Source organism: Arsenicicoccus bolidensis DSM 15745, from assembly GCF_000426385.1.
Classification (GTDB): Bacteria; Actinomycetota; Actinomycetes; order Actinomycetales; family Dermatophilaceae; genus Arsenicicoccus; species Arsenicicoccus bolidensis.
Genome location: NZ_AUFG01000003.1, coordinates 81,645 through 96,311, shown reverse-complemented (window position 1 = coordinate 96,311; position 14,667 = coordinate 81,645). Strand labels below are relative to the sequence as shown.

General features: G+C 72.1%; 14 protein-coding genes. 10 read left to right on the top strand and 4 right to left on the bottom strand.

What is annotated here, in order from left to right; translation table 11 throughout:
- Positions 1-66: 66 nt before the first annotated feature.
- Entirely contained in the window at positions 67-1,380 is a 1,314-nt protein-coding gene (locus K313_RS24680) for an O-antigen ligase family protein (protein ID WP_029210338.1), read from the bottom strand.
- A 125-nt stretch (positions 1,381-1,505) separates the two neighbouring features.
- On the opposite strand from K313_RS24680, the gene K313_RS0102780 reads away from it, so the two are divergent.
- Positions 1,506-2,546: an NAD(P)-dependent alcohol dehydrogenase gene (locus tag K313_RS0102780; protein ID WP_029210337.1), complete on the top strand. Its 1,041-nt coding sequence runs from the start codon at positions 1,506-1,508 to the stop codon at positions 2,544-2,546.
- A 71-nt stretch (positions 2,547-2,617) separates the two neighbouring features.
- Here K313_RS0102780 and K313_RS22855 read toward each other — a convergent pair whose 3' ends face one another.
- Both K313_RS22855 and K313_RS0102770 read right to left on the bottom strand, forming a co-directional pair.
- Entirely contained in the window at positions 2,618-3,103 is a 486-nt protein-coding gene (locus tag K313_RS22855; protein ID WP_029210336.1) for a GNAT family N-acetyltransferase, read from the bottom strand.
- Between the two features lie 456 nt (positions 3,104-3,559).
- A complete protein-coding gene (locus tag K313_RS0102770; protein ID WP_029210335.1) occupies positions 3,560-4,138 on the bottom strand; it encodes a TetR/AcrR family transcriptional regulator in 579 nt (192 codons plus the stop codon).
- Positions 4,139-4,215: 77 nt separating this feature from the next.
- On the opposite strand from K313_RS0102770, the gene K313_RS0102765 reads away from it, so the two are divergent.
- Positions 4,216-4,695: a DUF4188 domain-containing protein gene (locus tag K313_RS0102765; protein WP_034251324.1), complete on the top strand. Its 480-nt coding sequence runs from the start codon at positions 4,216-4,218 to the stop codon at positions 4,693-4,695.
- Between the two features lie 56 nt (positions 4,696-4,751).
- On the opposite strand, the gene ilvD is transcribed toward K313_RS0102765, so the two are convergent.
- Entirely contained in the window at positions 4,752-6,593 is a 1,842-nt protein-coding gene (gene ilvD, locus K313_RS0102760; protein WP_029210333.1) for a dihydroxy-acid dehydratase, read from the bottom strand.
- Between the two features lie 66 nt (positions 6,594-6,659).
- Here ilvD and K313_RS0102755 point away from each other — a divergent pair, with 66 nt between their 5' ends.
- From K313_RS0102755 to K313_RS19800, 8 genes are all read left to right on the top strand, one after another.
- Complete coding sequence (locus tag K313_RS0102755; protein ID WP_029210332.1) at positions 6,660-7,781, top strand: carcinine hydrolase/isopenicillin-N N-acyltransferase family protein; 1,122 nt, start codon at positions 6,660-6,662, stop codon at positions 7,779-7,781.
- Positions 7,782-8,003: 222 nt separating this feature from the next.
- Positions 8,004-8,942, top strand: a complete 939-nt coding sequence (locus tag K313_RS0102750; protein WP_169516810.1) for a glycosyltransferase family 2 protein — start codon at positions 8,004-8,006, stop codon at positions 8,940-8,942.
- On the top strand, positions 8,939-10,051 hold the full coding sequence (locus K313_RS21990) for a glycosyltransferase family 4 protein (protein WP_029210330.1): 1,113 nt from the start codon (positions 8,939-8,941) through the stop codon (positions 10,049-10,051). Before K313_RS0102750 ends, K313_RS21990 begins: the two co-directional genes overlap by 4 nt.
- Positions 10,048-11,331, top strand: coding sequence for an MATE family efflux transporter (locus K313_RS0102740; RefSeq protein WP_156911112.1), 1,284 nt, complete (start codon positions 10,048-10,050; stop codon positions 11,329-11,331). The genes K313_RS21990 and K313_RS0102740 overlap by 4 nt, the downstream gene beginning before the upstream one ends.
- Positions 11,328-12,548 carry an O-antigen ligase family protein gene (locus K313_RS0102735; RefSeq protein WP_084412395.1) on the top strand — a complete coding sequence of 407 codons (1,221 nt, stop codon included), beginning with the start codon at positions 11,328-11,330 and terminating at the stop codon, positions 12,546-12,548. Before K313_RS0102740 ends, K313_RS0102735 begins: the two co-directional genes overlap by 4 nt.
- The gene (locus K313_RS0102730) at positions 12,545-13,528 is read left to right on the top strand and encodes a GumC domain-containing protein (RefSeq protein ID WP_029210327.1); all 984 of its coding nucleotides are present in this window, start codon (positions 12,545-12,547) and stop codon (positions 13,526-13,528) included. The genes K313_RS0102735 and K313_RS0102730 overlap by 4 nt, the downstream gene beginning before the upstream one ends.
- On the top strand, positions 13,525-14,010 hold the full coding sequence (locus K313_RS0102725; RefSeq protein WP_029210326.1) for a glycosyltransferase family 28 protein: 486 nt from the start codon (positions 13,525-13,527) through the stop codon (positions 14,008-14,010). The genes K313_RS0102730 and K313_RS0102725 overlap by 4 nt, the downstream gene beginning before the upstream one ends.
- On the top strand, positions 14,007-14,588 hold the full coding sequence (locus tag K313_RS19800; RefSeq protein WP_029210325.1) for a glycosyltransferase: 582 nt from the start codon (positions 14,007-14,009) through the stop codon (positions 14,586-14,588). Before K313_RS0102725 ends, K313_RS19800 begins: the two co-directional genes overlap by 4 nt.
- Positions 14,589-14,667: the final 79 nt, after the last annotated feature.

Genomic DNA, 14,667 nt, shown 5'->3' with positions numbered 1-14,667 from the left:
CGTGGAACCCACCTCGCCGCGCAACGGGTGGGGTCCACCACCGCTGACGGTGGCCATCTCCACCCGCTAGGGCCGCGGCGGTGCGGGTGACCTGCTGTCCCTGGCACCGGCCTCCCTGACCCCGACATCCCTGCCCCCGACGTCCCTGACTCCGGCGACCAGGCCCAGCAGCAGCCACATCAGCGTGGCGATCCCCGTCGTGTTCGCCGGGTGGTCGACCAACGACATCACCGCGAACCCCGCGAGACCGGCACCGGCCACCCGCGCCACCGTCGAGCCGGAGCGCACGCCACGCCGGACCAACCACACCGCCCCGAGCGTGAGCGCGACCACCGCGGCCCCCGCCAGCCAGCCACCCTCGACTGTCCAGCTCAGCCACAGGTCGTGGGCGTGCCGGAACCTCTCCGGACCCGGCACCTGCTGGTCGATGACCGCGCCCGACCGGCCGGGCCCGACGCCCAGGGGGTGCCCGGCCACGACGCGCAGGGCCGCGCCCCACACGTCCCGCCGCACCCCCAGGCTGCCGCCGACCACCAGCACCCCGCCGATGACGACCGCCGCCGCCACAGCGGTGGAGACCCGGCGCGACCAGCCGGGCCGCAGCACCACCAGCACGGTCGCTCCGACCACGGCCGCAGCCACGCCCGCCCGGGACCAGGTCAGCAGCACGGCGACGTAGCCGAGCACCACGACCGCGTACCCCACGAGACGGGCCGACGACGTCGGGAGGCTCGTCGCCCCGGCCCAGGCGACGGGCAGGAGCAGGACGAGGGCCGCGGCGAGCACGTTCGGGTTGCCGAAGGTCCCGGTCACGCGGACCATCGCGTCCGGGTCGCTGCACAGCTCCCGCCCGGCGGCCAGGCCTGCGCGGCAGAAGCCGGTGGGCACGTCGTCCGCCCACTGGTGCAGCGCCGTGAGCCCGGTGACCGCGCACGCCACGAGGGCCGATCCGGTGACGAGGGTCCACGACGACGGGTGCCGCCGCATCAGCCCCACCGCGAGGTAGCAGGTCATCACGCCGGTGAGCAGCGCCCGCCATACCGGCCATCCCTGACCGCTGGCGACCGCGGACGCGGCCGACGCCGCGACCAGGAGCACGATCGGCAGGTCGAGCCAGGTCGCCCACTCGCGCGGCGACGGGGCTGCGACGAGGCCCGCGGCGAGCCCGAGCAGGAGGACCAGCCGGTCGGGGGTGAGGACCCAGACCACCGGGGCGTCGGGCAGGATGCCGACCACGGCGTGGAGCACCACGACCAGGAGGGCCAGCCCCATCACCGACGTCGTCAGGACCTGGCGCCGAGCTCGGAGGTCCCGCCTGGCGGACGGCGCGGTGACGCCGGAGCTCCGGGAGGCGGACGTCGCGACGGGGGTGGTCGTCATACGACTGGTGTCTCACACCGGGGTGACGGGGCGGGCACGACGACGTGAACACTGCGTGGGACGCGCAGGTCTCGCTCAGCAGACTGGACGAGATCGGCTCAACCACGCGGATTATCGTGGAGCGCATGATGGAGGTTGCTGCCTACGCGGCCCCCTCTGCGGGAGCCCCCCTCGAGAAGTCCACGATCACCCGCCGCGACGTCGGAGAGCACGACGTGCTCATCGACATCGAGTTCGCCGGCATCTGCCACTCCGACATCCACACCGTCCGCGACGAGTGGGGTGCCCAGCAGTACCCCCTCGCCCCCGGCCACGAGATCGTCGGCCGCGTCACCGAGGTCGGCTCGGACGTCAGCCGCCACAAGGTCGGCGACCTGGTCGGCGTCGGCTGCATGGTCAACTCCTGCCAGGAGTGCGCCGCGTGCGAGGAGGGCCTCGAGCAGTACTGCCTGCAGGGCAACATCGGCACCTACGGCGCCGTCGACAAGGACGGCACGATCACCCAGGGCGGCTACTCCACCCACGTGGTCGTCGACGAGAAGTTCGTCGTCCGCGTCCCCGAGTCCCTCGACGAGGCCGCCGTCACGCCGCTGCTGTGCGCGGGCATCACGCTCTACTCCCCCCTGCGCCACTGGGGCGTCACCGAGGGCACCAAGGTCGCCATCATCGGCATGGGCGGCCTCGGGCACGTCGGCGTCAAGATCGCGAGCGCGATGGGCGCCGAGGTCACCGTCCTGTCCCACTCGGACAAGAAGCGCGAGGACGCCGCGACGTTCGGCGCCCAGCACTACGTCAACACCACCGACGAGGACGAGATGAAGGCCCTCGCGGGCACGTTCGACCTGATCATCAACACCGTGTCGGTCAACCTGCCGATGGCGGACTACCTCGCGCTGCTGCGCTACGACGGCACCCTCGTCGAGCTCGGCGCGCCGTCCAAGCCGCTGGAGGTGCCGGCGTTCGCGCTCATCCCCGCCCGCAAGTCGCTGGCCGGGTCCTGCATCGGTGGAATCGCCGAGACCCAGGAGATGCTCGACTTCTGCGCGGAGCACGACATCACGGCCGAGATTGAGCTCATCGACGCCGACCGGATCAACGAGGCCTACGACCGCGTCGTCGCCAGCGACGTGCGCTACCGCTTCGTGATCGACGCCAAGACCTTCTGAGGTCCGGCTCCACCCGAATGGCCAGGCATCCGAGGGTGCCTGGCCAATCGGCGGATGGGGGCGCGGCGCGGTCAGACGAGCTGACGGCCCAGGTGCCGGAACGGCCCGTCCGCCTCGAACCCCGCCCGCTCGTAGACCCGACGCCCCGACTCCGTCGAGTGCAGCTCGATCCGACCCGCGCCCTGCTCCCGGGCCCACGCCATCGCGTGGTCGAGCAGCGCGGTGCCGATGCCCCGGCCGCGGTGGGGGACGTCGGTGCTCATGTCCGAGAGGTATGCCGACAAGCCCCGCCCGCGGGGACCGGGCAGGTGCTGCTCCACCGCCACGCTGACGCACCCGGCGAGCGAGCCACCCTCTCCCGCAACGGGATCCACGTCCACGACGAAGCAGGCGTAGGTGTCGCGCGCCAGCAGCACCTCCGCCGCCTCGGCGCATCGCCGGCGCCAGTCCTCGTCCTCGGAGACCGCGACCGGCCAGGGCCAGCCCGTCTCCATCAGGAGCGCCTTGAGGCGCACGATCTCGGGGATGTCAGCAGGGGTGGCACGGCGCACGGTCACGGACGCCGAGCCTAGTCGCCCAGTCGCCCCCGCATGCACCCGCACCTCAGGTCCGCTCCCACACCGCCCCAACCCGCCGCCCGGCTCGCCGGCAAGCGACAGGAAGTGACCTGACGGGGCGAGAGACGCCGCGTGACCGCCGCTTTGATCGTTCAGCCTGACCCGACGGGTCACTTCCGGTCGGCGGGTGGGGTCGGGCCGCCACCGACCCGGCACGTCGCGCCCACTCCCCCCACGCCACCCCGCCGCCCCGGCACCTCGCGCCTGCGTCGCCCCGCCGGCCCGGCCCGCGGGCGGGTAGCGCCAAAAGGTGACCCGGCGGGGCTCGAACCGTCGCATCACCGCGGGTTTGATCGTTCAGCCTGACCCGACGGGTCACTTCTGGTCGGCGGGTGGGGTCGGGCCGCCACCGAAGCGGGCAGGGAGGGCCGGCGTCACGTCGCGGGGCAGTGTCCGTCAGGCGAGGATCCAGGCGCGGGTCTGCGCGGCGAGCTGCCGCTCGAAGTCGCGCGCCGAGAGCTCCTCCGGCTGGTCCGGCCACAGGGCCAGCTCGAGCGCGACGCACCCGTGGGTGGCAGCCCAGATGGCGAGCGCGGCGGCGTGGACGTCCTCCCCGACCAGCCGGCCGGCGTCGGCCACGCGCTGCACCACCCCGAGCAGAGGGGCGAGCCCGTCCTCGGCACAGTCCTCGGGCGGCGGCACCCGTCCGCCGAACATGACGGCATACAGGCTCGCGTGCTCCACCGCCCAGCGGCGGTAGGCCAGACCCAGGGCGAGGAGGTCGTCGAGGGGGTCGCGGCCGGCCACCGCCTCGAGCTGGGCTGCGACGAAGGAGGTCTGCGCCTCGGACGCCATGGCCCCGACCAGCCCGTCCTTGCCGCCGAACACGGTGTAGACGGCGTTGGTCGAGGTGCCGGCCTCCTCTGCCACCCGCCGCAGCGAGAGGCCGTCGAGCCCGCCGGCGGCGACCTGGTCGGCAGCCGTGGCGATGAGGCGACCCCGGAGGTCGTCGTCATACAGCTTGGGTCTGGGCACTTGACGACCGTAACATAACGGTGTTTTATAACGGTGTCATGATTCGTCGGTACGCACCCAGAACCACAGGAGGCGTCATGCCCCGCATCAACCTAGGTCGCCACACCATCGACTCCGACCGCGAGATCACGGTCTTCCTCATCGGCATGGGCATCAACAGCCCGCTGCGCGTGGACCGGTGGTGGCCAGTCTTCACCGCGATGCCACGCATGCTGAAGCATCTCGAGACCGACCCCGGGTCGGGCATGCTCGGCTACGACCTGTGGGCGCTGCCCTCCCCGCTCGTCCTCATGTACTGGGAGTCGTCGGAGCAGCTGCAGGCCTTCGCGGCCGACGCGGACGCCCCGCACCTGCAGGCCTGGCGCGACTTCGCACAACTCACCAAGGACGGGCACGTCGGGGTCTGGCACGAGACCTACGTGACGACACCCGGCCGGAGGGAGGCGATCTATGTCAACATGCCCAGCCTCGGCCTGGGCAAGGCGATCGGCACCACCCCGGTCGGGCGCGGGTCGTCGACCGCGCGGCAGCGCATGAGCGTCACCGTCTCGAGCTGACCGCTCGCCCGCCTCCGGCCCGGCTCGTGCCTCGCTCGGGCCCTCGGCGGGGCCGGTCAGTCGAACTTGCGGGCGGCGCCCTTGTCGGCGCTCTGTGCGAACCGCGCAAAGATCTTGAGCGCCGTCGATACCTGGCGGTCCCGGTCGCGGGGCTCCCAGCCGAGCTCGTCCTGCTCGGCCCGGCGGCGCTCGAGCTCCTCGTCGGGGACGAGCAGGTTGACCCGGCGCTGCGGGATGTCGAACTCGATCACGTCACCGTCGCGCACCAGCCCGATCGGGCCGCCGGACGCGGCCTCCGGCGACACGTGGCCGACCGAGAGGCCGGACGAGCCGCCGCTGAACCGGCCGTCGGTGATCAGGGCGCACTTCGGCCCGAGGCCCACGCCCTTGAGATAGCTCGTGGGATAGAGCATCTCCTGCATGCCGGGCCCTCCCTTGGGGCCCTCGTAGCGCACGACCACGACGTCGCCGCCCTGGATCTCGCCGTTGAGGATCTTGGAGACGGCCTCCTCCTGGGACTCGGCCACCCGCGCCGGGCCGGAGAAGGACCACTGGTGCTCGGGCACGCCCGCCGTCTTGACGATGCAGCCGTCGGGGGCGAGGTTGCCGCGCAGCACCGCGAGGCCGCCCTCGGTGGTGTAGGCGTGCTCCACCGAGCGGATGCAGCCGTTCTCGGGGTCGGTGTCCAGCGTGGCCCACCGGTTCGACGACGAGAACGCCTCGGTGGTGCGCACCCCGCCCGGGGCGGCGTGGAAGAGCTCGATCGCCTCGGGCTTGGCGGCGCCGCTGCGGATGTCCCAGTCCTGCAGCCACTGGTGCATCGACGGCGAGTGGACGCACCGGACGTCCTCGTCGAGCATGCCGCCGCGGTGCAGCTCGCCGAGGATCGCGGCGATGCCGCCGGCGCGGTGCACGTCCTCCATGTAGAACTGGTTCGAGTTGGGAGCGACCTTGACCAGGCAGGGCGTGACGCGGGACAGGGCGTCGATGTCGTCCTGGTCGAAGTCGACACCGGCCTCCTGCGCCGCCGCGAGCAGGTGCAGGATCGTGTTGGTCGAGCCACCCATGGCGATGTCCAGGCGCATGGCGTTGGCGAAGGCGGGCTTGGTGGCGATCGACAGCGGCAGGACCGAGTCGTCGTCCTCGCCATACCACCGCTGGCACAGCTCGACGACGAGGTGACCGGCCCGCTCGAAGAGCGAGCGGCGCGCGCTCGCCGTGGCGAGCGTCGAGCCGTTGCCGGGCAGGGACAGGCCGAGCGCCTCGGTGAGGCAGTTCATCGAGTTGGCGGTGAACATGCCCGAGCAGGAGCCGCACGTGGGGCAGGCGTTCTGCTCGATGGTGGTGATGTCCTCGTCGCTGACCGAGTCGTCGACCGACTTGATCATCGCGTCGATGAGGTCGAGGCGGGTCTGGGCGGTCCCGTCGGGCCCGATGACGGCCTTGCCGGCCTCCATCGGTCCGCCGCTGACGAAGACCGTGGGGATGTTGAGCCGCAGCGCCGCGAGCAGCATGCCGGGCGTGATCTTGTCGCAGTTGGAGATGCACACGAGCGCGTCGGCCTGGTGCGCGTTGACCATGAACTCCACCGAGTCGGCGATGACCTCGCGGCTCGGCAGGGAGTAGAGCATCCCCGAGTGCCCCATCGCGATGCCGTCGTCGACGGCGATGGTGTCGAACTCGCGGCCCACTCCCCCGGCCTCGGCGACGGCGCCCGCCACGAGCTGGCCCATGTCCTTGAGGTGGACGTGGCCCGGGACGAACTGCGTGAACGAGTTGGCGATCGCCACGATCGGCTTGCCGAAGTCGCCCTCGGTCATGCCTGTCGCGCGCCACAGGGCGCGCGCCCCGGCCATGTTGCGTCCGTGGGTGGTGGTGCGTGAGCGCAGTGCAGGCATGTCTCCAGACTAGACAGCCAGTCCGTATGACGGGCTCCCGTCTCACGTCGGGTCTAGCCTGGAGGGGTGGACGTCACGCGTCGGACGGTGCTCGGCGCCGGCCTCGCCGCGGTGGCGGCGGGAGTGGCCGGCTGCGCAGCCTCGTCCGCCTCCGGCACGGTGATCCACCCCGAGCACCCGCCGACCTCCCCCACGCCGACCGGCTCCACGTCGGCCGCGACGACGGGCGCCGCTCCGACCACCGCGGGCCCGTCCGCCGCCCGACCGCTGCGTCTCGTGCAGACGCCGGCCCAGGAGCGAGCCACCCTCGCCTCGTGGCGGTCCACCGGCGACCCGGTCCTGCACGAGCTGCGGTGGTCCGGCGCCCTGGCGGAGGTGGACGCGCCGGCCGCCGCATCTCGCGCTGACACGCGAACGCCATACGGCTGCACGCTGTTCGTCGCCGCAGGCGACCCGGGGCGCGTGATGGTGGGCCGGAACTTCGACTGGGACCCCAACCCCGCGGCCGTCGTGCGGTCGCGCACCGACCGAGGGCCGCGGTCGATCGGGATGTGCGACCTGTCCTTCGTCGAGCTGCCGACCGCCGAGCTCCCCCGGGTCGGAGTGGCGGCCGTGCGGCGTCGCCTGCTGCGGGCGCACGGGCGGGTCGTGGACGGCATGAACCAGCACGGGCTGTTCATCGGCCTGGCCGCCGACCTTGAGGCGCGGTCCGTCGCGCGGCCCGGGACGATCGTGGTCGGTGGGGTCGGCATCGTCCGGCTCGTGCTGGACCACGCCAAGGACGTGCGCGGCGCCCTCGCCATGTTCGAGCGCCACTCGCTGGAGTTCGCCGGCGGGCCGGGGCTGCACTACCTGGTGGCCGACCGCTCCGGAGCCTCCGCGACGATCGAGCTCGTCAACGGGCGGCTGTCGGTGCGCGAGCGCGCCGCGGCCACCCCGTGGCAGTGCCTCGAGAACTTCCAGCTGGCTACGACGCCACCGGCCGCGCGCGACGAGCACCCCCGCTACACCCGCTGCCGCGAGCAGCTGACCGCCTCGCAGGGTCGCATCGACGCCGACGGCGCGCTCCGGCTGCTGGACGACGTGCGCCAGGCCGACACGCAGTGGTCAGCGGCCTACGACCTCACGGCCGGGACCGTCGTCGTGCGCCGCCTGGCGGGGCGGCAGCTCCACCGCTACTCGGTGTGAGCTCCGGAGTCATCGCACCCGGGACGCTAGCCCCGAAAGGGCGCTACCCCCTGACGTTCAGTCATCGGTTTGCACCTTCCGTCATACGGTCACCCGCTCGCTCGGTGGCAGTTGGTTGAAAGTGGCACGGTCATTACAGTCCCTCTGGGCGTTTTGCCCGACTTGTGCAGCGCCACACGACCGAGCAGCCCCACGTGGGGAACAACCAGGGGAGAGCCGTTCGTGTCCGACGTCCGAGGGGTGCCGGCGACCGTCACCGTCGTCATCCCTACGCGCGGTCGTCCGCGCCTCGTGGTGCGTGCCGTGCGGTCCGCGCTCGACCAGACGTGTCCCCCTCATGAGGTCGTGGTGGTCGTCGACGGTCGCGATCCCGCCACCGAGCAGGCGTTGGCCGGCCTGGACCCGCGGGTCGTGGTGGTCCCTCTCGCCTCCAGCGGGGGCGCCGCCGCAGCGCGCAACGCAGGCGTCACCCGCGCGACCGGCGACCTCATCGCCTTCCTGGACGACGACGACCTGTGGCTGCCGGCCAAGCTGCAGCGCCAGTGGGCCGTCCTCGCCGCAGCCACGGACCCCTGGAACACCGTCGTGTCGACGGCCGCCTTCTGGGACACCGGCGACGGGGCCACCGTATGGCCGACCCGCTCCCCTCGTCCCGGCGAGCCGATCGCTGAGTACCTATTCGTGCGGGACCACGCGGGCGAAGGACTCCTCGCCACGCCAACCATCCTCCTGCCGAGGACGCTGGCAGCGGCCCATCCGATGGACCCGACGATGCGCATCCACGAAGACCTCGACTGGTTCCTGCGGCTGGAGGCCGCGGGAGCCAGCTTCGTGGTCCTGCCGCAGCCGCTCGTGCGCGTCGACGCCTCCTCCGGCCGCCAGTCGCTCAGCTCCCAGAGCACCTGGAGCGAGTCGCTCGCGTGGTCCGTCGAGCACCGAGCGCGGCTGGGGCCCAGGGCCTTCTCGGGATTCGTGCTGACCGAGGCCGGTCGCGCGGCCGTTCGCAGCGACGCCCCACTAGGCACCCGCACTGCCATCTTGCGCTGCGCGATGGGCGGCCGGCCGAGGCCGCGCGACGTCGCCAGGTACCTCGCGCTCAACGCGGCTCCGTCCCGGTTGCGGAGCTGGGTCCACGCCCGACGCCTCGGGTCGACGTCGTGATCGATGTCGTCCAGGTCGTGCCGTTCCAGGGGCCAGGCGGGATGCAGCAGGTGGCACGCATCCTCGACGAGGCGCTGCCGTCGCTCGGAGTGACCTCGCAGGTACGCGCCCTTCGCGCGTCCCAGGGTGCCCGTCCGACCCTCACCGACGGCGCGCGGCAGTGGCGAGGACTCGTGCAGCTGTGGCGCAGACGACGGCCCCGGGCCGTCGTCGCCCACGCCCCCGTGACCGCCGTCGTGTCCCTCACCGCGGCCGCTGTCGCTCGGGTGCCGCATCGCGTGGCGGTGATCCACGAGAACGCCCGCTCGCTCAGACCGGGGCCCCTTCGGCTCCTGACGGTGCTTGCGCGGGCCGGCGTCGTCACACGGCTGGTGCCGGTCGGTCCAGCCGTGGGAGCCTCGCTCGTCGGTCTGGACCCGCAGGTCGCGCGTCACGTCACCGTCATCGTCAACGGCGTGCCCGCCGCTGACGCGGCCCCGGCCGCAGCAGGGCTAACCCCGCTCAGGTCGGACGCCATCATGACCGTCATCACCGCCGGGCGGTTGGTCCCGGGCAAGAACCTCGAGCTGCTCGTCCGCGCCGTGGCCGGGAGCAGCCAGCCTGTAGGCCTGGTCGTGTGCGGTGACGGGCCAGACCGTGCACGGCTCGAGGCGCTCAGCCGCGAGCTCGGTGTGGCGGTTCGGTTCACCGGGATGCTCGACCAGAGGTCCCTGCAGGAGTCCTACGCCGGAGCCGATCTCTTCGCGTTCTCCAGCTGCTCGGAGGGATTGCCCCTCGTGCTGGTCGAGGCCGCGGCCGCGGGCCTGCCGGTCCTCGCCTCCGACATCCCGGGCAACCGAGACGTGCTGGGTGACTCCGCGGTGTACCTCCCCGTGGACGACGGCGCAGGGGCTGTGCGCCGATGGTCCGAGGCAATCGATCGTCTCGCCCAGGACTCGGGCTCACGGGACCGGATGCGACGCGACGCCCTGGAGCGGCTACCTGCCTTCTCACCAGGCCGGATGGCCGAGGGCTACGTAGCGTTGTTCCGAGGACCAGCACGGGTTGACCAGGGTGCCGGTGTCCGGGGGCCGTCACCAGCGAGACCATCGTGGTTGCGACGCCGATGATCGCTGCACGACACCGTCGCCCCCGGGTCGCTCCTCAGCTCGTGTCGGGTCCGGCGCTAGGCATCGCCGACGCCGGGGTCTCGAGCCTGGGCAACTTCGCGGTGGGCGTGATGGCAGCGCGGACTCTCGACCTCCCCGCCTTCGGCACCTGGAGCTTGGCGCTCCTGCTCGCCCTGGTCAGCACCGGCCTGTGGCGAGCAGGCTTCTCCGAGACGCTGGTTCTCGGTCACGCGGCGGATGATCCGGGACCCCGCCGCGACGCCGCCCGACGAGCCGTCGGCGCCGCCCTCGACCGTGCTGTGCGCTGGGGCGCGGCCGTGGCCGCGATCGGTGCGGTCGTGGTGTGGGCAGGCGCGAGGGACGTCCGCTCCGCGCTGCTGGTCGGGGTCGTCCTGATCCTCGTCCTGCCGTGCCTGGCCACGCAGGACGTCCTGAGGTCGGTCGCCTACGCCGTCGGTAGGCCGGCTGCGGCGCTCGCCAACAGTGCCGCGTGGACGCTGGCGCTGCTGACGGGGCTGGTCGTCCTGTCGCTGTCCTCGGTGCCTGCGGGACCCGCCGGCCTACTCCTCCTGTGGGGAGGGACAGCCGGTGTCGGAGCACTAGCCGGTTCGATCGCCACGGGCACCCCGGTGCGCCCGGGGGGAGGGGCACGCTGGCTCCGGGAGCATGCCGGCAGCGCCCGCAGCCTCGCGACGGACTTCGCGCTGACGCAGACGTCGGCCGAGACGTCGATGATCTTGGTGGGTGTCGTCGCGGGGGCCGAGGCGACCGGCCTGCTACGGCTGGGCCAGCTGCCACTGACGCCCGTCATCGTGCTCACCAACGGTCTGGTCGCGGCCGTTCAGCCGGCGCTCGTGCGCCGTGTCGCCGAGGGGCGCGGGCGTTCCGAGATCGCGCGCTTGGCCTGGTTCCTCGGCCTGGGGTCCGGCGCCGTCGCCCTCGTGCTCGGCGTGGCCGTCATGGTGCTGCCTGTGTCGTGGGTCTCGCTCATCGTGGGCGACGGCTGGCCGCGGGCGCGGGCGCTGGTGCCGCTGCTGTCGCTGTACCTGGGGCTGGGTGCGCTGGCGGCCTGCCTGGGGATCTGCCTCAGATCCTTCGGCCAGGTCTCGGACCAGGTTCGTGCCCGTATCCTCCTCGTCCCGGTGACACTGGTCCTGGTCGTCCTGGGCGCGTACCTCGGCGGCGCCGGCGGCGCCGCGACGGCCCTGAGCGCCAGCCTGGTGTGCACCACGCTGGTCTGGGCCTGGCTCATCGCGGCGCCTCGTGGGACCGCACCATGAGCACCGTCGCAACGGTCCCTGGTGCCGCACCCGTGGCAGTCGTGGCTCCCAGCGGTCGTGTGGTCATCCCGACGTGGCTGGGCGGCTGCCTCCTCGCTGTCGCCGCCGCTGCTCCTTTCGAGGGTGACCGCATCGCCCTGCTGGCCATGGTGGCACCGATGTCGTGGTGCCTCTTCGCTCGGCGCGACCGCGCCGCTGTAGCGCGCATCTCGTGGCCGATCCTGCTGTTCCTGCTCTGGCTGGCACTGACCATGCTGTGGTCCGTCGACGGTGCCCAGACAGCCAGCTCGGTCCTGAAGATGGCGCTGCTGACCCTCCTCGGCACCCTCGTCTCGGCCGGGCGGTCGGTGGACGGTCTCATGGATGTCATCGCCAGGTGTGGGCAGGTGGCCCTCACGGCGAGCTGGGTCCTGTACTTCGCTCTCCCGGATGTGGGGCGCAACTGGGACGGGTACGAGTCGGGCGCGATGCGAGGCATATTCGTGCACCGAAACACCTTGGGCTACTTCGCCGCCCTGATCACGATCACCATGCTCGTGCGGTGGGCACGCGGCCCGCGCCGTCTCCTCTCACCTTCGTTGGCGTGGGCCTGCCTCGCACTGGTGTCCACCGTGATGAGCCAGTCGCGTACCGCCTGGTCGGTGCTGGGGGTCACTGCGGCGCTCGCCCTCGTGATGCTGGCGATGCGCGGCTTGAGGCGCCCTGCCCGGCTGAGCGCGGTGGCGGTCCTGGTCGTGCTGGTGGGGGCGCTGGTGCGCGTCGCCCTCAACCCCGAGCAGGTCGTGACCGGCCTCGGCCGCGACGCGACCCTGACCGGCCGCACCGAGATCTGGGGTGCAGTGGTCACGGGCATCATCGAGCGCCCGTTCCTCGGCTACGGCTGGGGTGCCCTGTGGCGCGCCGGCAGCCCCGCCACCGAAGCGCTCTGGGCCGAGGCGGGTTTCGCGTTCCACCACGCCCACAACGGATACCTCGACTCGGCCGCCCAAGCCGGGCTGATCGGCATGTCGCTGGGACTGCTCGTCGTGGCGACCGGCCTGTGGCGAGCCCTCCGCAGCCACGTCCACCGGGGCTCGTGGAGCTCCACCTGGGTGCTGCTGGTCCTGGCCGCAGTCCTTGTCTTCAACATGACCGAGGCCGTGGCCTTCACCGGGATGTCCTGGGTGCTCCTGGTCTCGTTCTGCCTCGTCGCCCACCCCTGGAAGGAACACCCGTGACCGTCATCCACGCCTGGCGACTCGCCCGGCGCTACCTGCCGCTGCTCCTGCTGGCCACTCTCGCCGGTCTGGCACTCGGCTGGGCGTGGCACGCACGGACCACGACCTACGTGTCGTCGTCCCACGTGCTCATCCGCCCGGCCGGCGACATCCCCAAGCTGGGCTACGCGTCCGAGCCGATGCGGTTCGTCAAGTCCGAGGGGCAGCGCGCCCTCAGCGATGCCGTCATCCGCAAGGCGGCGCTGACCCTTCAGCCCGTGCCAAGCCTCCAAGAGCTGAGAGACAGCCTCGAGGTGCTGGGCGGGAGCGCCGACGACACCGTCGAGCTGCGGGTCACGACCGACGACGCCGACCTCACGACCAATCGCGCTCGCGCCCTCACCCTGGCGTTCGCCGAGTCGAGCCGCAGCGCGTTGACCGTCACCCCTCTCTACGTCACCCCGGCGAAGGCCAGCTCCGGTCGGACCACCTCGCTGGCCGCCGGCGGTCTGGTCGGCCTAGCGGCCGGAGTCGTCGGCGCCCTCGTGCTGGGCTCCGCGCGACGGCCGGTGCTCGGGCCGGATGCCCTGCAGCTGTCCGGGCGGACCGTCGACACCTATCCCACCGTGCTCACCGGCAACGACCCCGAAGGCTACGAGCGCCTCCTGGGGTGGCTGCACCAGACGGCCCACCGGCCCCAGCACCTCGTCGTCCAGCTGCGCGGGGCTGATCGCCGGGCCGATGCCGACACCAAGGTCATGTCCACCGGTCTGCAACGAGCGGCGGCGCTCGTCGAGAGCACCTGCACCATCCAGGTGTCCCCAGCCTCGACTCCGGCCCTCGTGGAGCAGCGGCCTGACCGTGCCGTCATCACAGTCGTGTGCGCCGACCGCCGTCGGTCGACCGAGCGCGGCATCGAGGCAGCCGTCACGGGCTGGGCGACCGGATCCGATGCCGCGGCCATCGTGGTGCATGACCTGGGGCGGGGCAGCCACCGATGACCACCTCTCTGACCGACGTCGTCGAGCCCGCCCAGGACCTTCTGTTCGTGTGCTCGAGCGGTGGGCACCTGTCGCAGCTCATGGCTGCACGGCCGTGGTGGGAGAGGCACACCCGCCGGTGGGTGACCTTCAACCTCACCGACGCCCGCACCCAGCTCCACGACGAGCACGTGATCTGGGCCTACCACCCCACCACGCGCAACATCCCCAACCTGGTCCGCAACCTCGGCCTCGCCGTGCGTGTGCTCCGCACCAGGCGTCCCGATGCCATCGTGAGCACGGGCGCTGCGGTTGCCTTCCCGTTCTTCGTCCTCGGCCGCATCCTCGGCATCCCCACGATCTACATCGAGGTGGTCGACCGGATCGACACCCCCACCCTGACCGGCCGACTCTGCCGTCCCTTCAGCACCACCTTCTGCGTCCAGCTGCCCGTCCAGCTCGAGGTCTACCCGGGCGCCACCGTGATCGGACCCCTGATATGACCGCCCCCGCGTCGATCCTCCTCAGCGTCGGCACCGACTTCCACGCCTTCGACAGAGCCGTGAGCTGGCTCGACACGTGGTTGGAGGCCCATCCCGAGCACCAGGCGGGAGCGATCGTCCAGCACGGGACGTCGGCCCCCTCCAGGCATGGCAGCAACCACCAGTATCTCGCGCACGCGGACCTGCAGACCGCCCTCGACGAGGCCAGGGTCGCCATCGTCCATGGTGGCCCTGCGACAATCTTCGAGGCGGTCGAGCACGGACACGTCCCGGTGTGCGTCCCCCGGGACCCCACGCTCGGCGAGCACGTGGACTCCCACCAGCAGCGGTTCAGCCGATACCTCGCAGGTGAGGGGATCGTCCACCTCGCTCTCACCCAGGACGAGTTCGACCAGGCCGTGACGGACGCCATGCGAACGGGCAGGGGTCAGGCCAGCACCGCGCGGTCTCTGCAGCGCACCCAGTCGATGGCCACCCTGGCCGACCTGGTGACGAGCGCGATCGAGATCGATCGACGTCCCCTCGCCCGTCGATCCTCACCCCTCACGTCGGTCGGGCGGCTCCTTCGCCGACGATGACGTCTCGCGCCCCCGCCATACCCCTCCCCGTCCAGGAGTGATCGCCCTGAGCCACCGAGAAGGCCTCGCCCCAGCAGGC